Source organism: Enterococcus termitis (assembly GCF_001730305.1).
Lineage (GTDB): Bacteria > Bacillota > Bacilli > Lactobacillales > Enterococcaceae > Enterococcus_L > Enterococcus_L termitis.
In genome coordinates this window covers 1-1,244 of sequence record NZ_MIJY01000041.1, presented here as the reverse complement: position 1 = coordinate 1,244, position 1,244 = coordinate 1, and the positions used below count along the sequence as shown (strand labels likewise).

1 protein-coding gene is annotated in these 1,244 nt (G+C 38.5%); it reads right to left on the bottom strand.

Annotated features, from left to right (window positions below; all coding sequences use genetic code 11):
• Positions 1 to 1,147, bottom strand: a 1,147-nt coding sequence (locus BCR25_RS14115) for an IS110 family RNA-guided transposase (protein WP_069664239.1), incomplete at its 3' end; no start/stop codon positions are given.
• Positions 1,148 to 1,244: the final 97 nt, after the last annotated feature.

Below are 1,244 nucleotides of genomic sequence, written 5' to 3'. Positions count from 1 at the left end.
AATAACTTCCTCCAAGTTCATTATAACGGGACTGATCGGAAAACATCCGATAAATAATACGTACTAATAAATGAACGGTCGCAACAACCGATTTTTTGTGTCCAGCATTTCTTCTTACCCGAAAGAAAAATGCTTGGATTCGATTAGGTTTCCCTTGGGAAACCGCCAGTGCCCCTTGTGCCAAAACTTTTTTTAGATAGGAATTGCCTTTTCCTACACGTTTACTTCGTGTCTTTCCAGCACTTTGATTATTTCCTGGACTCGCTCCTGCCCATGAAGCAAGATGTCCAGCTGAGGGGAAAACAGACATATCTATTCCTACTTCTGCGAGTACAACTGCCGCCGTTCTTCGATTGATTCCCGGAATTTCCTCTAAACGTTCTACGTATTCTTCATAAGGAACGAGAGAGTCATTTATGGTTTCTTCGACTTCTACTAATTGTTTTTCTAAGCACTCAATCTGAGTGAGATGAAGAGATAACATTTTACGATAATGAGGCGTCATAAATCCTTCTAAAGATTCGAGCAATTGAGGAACTTTTCTGCGTAATGTTGTATACACACATTTGAGGATGAGTGTTTCTGTGATTTGTTCATTTTTAATTAAAGCATAGAGTAACCCTCTACCAGATTTTCCATAGATATCTTTAATCACTGAAGTTAATTTAATTCCAGCATTCTGTAATACCATATGCCCACGGTTTTTTTCCCGATTCAAATCTTCTACTAAATGCTTGCGGTAACGGGTTAAATCCCTTAGTTCTTGAATGGGTTCTGGTGGCACAAAACTTGTAGGAACAACTCCTAATCGGGTAAGTCGAGCAATCCACTCTGCATCTTTCATATCCGTTTTTTTCCCTGGAATATTTTTGATGTGGCGAGGATTCGCCAACTGCAACTCAAAATGATTTTGTAAAATTCGCCACACACATTTCCAATAAACACCGGTACTTTCCATGCTTATATGTGTGACTTCGTAAGAAGTCAACCAATCCGATAAGTCAAAAAGACCACGAGTGGTTGTGTCAAAACTGCTAAAGAATTTTTCTGGGCGTTTTTTCCCTTCAGCAGAACGAATAATACAAGCAACAATCACTTTTTGATGGATGTCTAATCCAGCACAACAAGAACGAAGTACATCTTCCATTTTCAACATTCCTCCTTGAAAAAAAGTACAGAAGGGGCTATTCTACTTATAGAAACAATTTATTTTTATACGCAGGTTCTAAGACCTAATGATTGGT